Annotated in this window: 1 protein-coding gene; it reads left to right on the plus strand. The window is 62.3% G+C overall.

Annotation, left to right across the window (positions count from 1 at the left end; translation table 11 throughout):
• Window positions 1-159: 159 nt before the first annotated feature.
• Window positions 160-419, plus strand: a 260-nt coding sequence (locus HNV26_RS37570; protein WP_171453065.1) for a transposase, incomplete at its 3' end; no start/stop codon positions are given.

The following is a 419-nucleotide window of genomic DNA, read 5'->3' on the forward strand; positions in this document are numbered from 1 at the left end:
CCACAGGACATAGCATGAGAACCAAGGCCATCATCGCCGCAGTCCTTCTCGCCACCGCACGACCACGCACGCACAAACGCCGTGTACCCCCCAAAAACCCCCGCCATTTTCAGCGCGTGACGTTTCAATACGGGAGAGAAACCAACCAGAGCAGGAACCATGAAGAAATACACCACCGAACAGAAAGCCCAGGCGCTCAGGCTACTGGAGCAGGACGGCGCAACCAGTGCCACCGTCGCACGCACCATGGGGATCCCACCCCGCACCGTTCGCCGATGGGCGAGCGAGAAGGCCGCAGCACCCAGCAACGTCCTCAGCATCGAGGAGATGCGGAAACGCGCCGCCGCCGCCGTCGAGGCCACACCACAGGCCGCGATCCGACGCCTTAAAAACCACTTTGTGCAGCGCCAGTACGAGCT

Source organism: Myxococcus xanthus (assembly GCF_013116825.1).
GTDB lineage: Bacteria > Myxococcota > Myxococcia > Myxococcales > Myxococcaceae > Myxococcus > Myxococcus xanthus_B.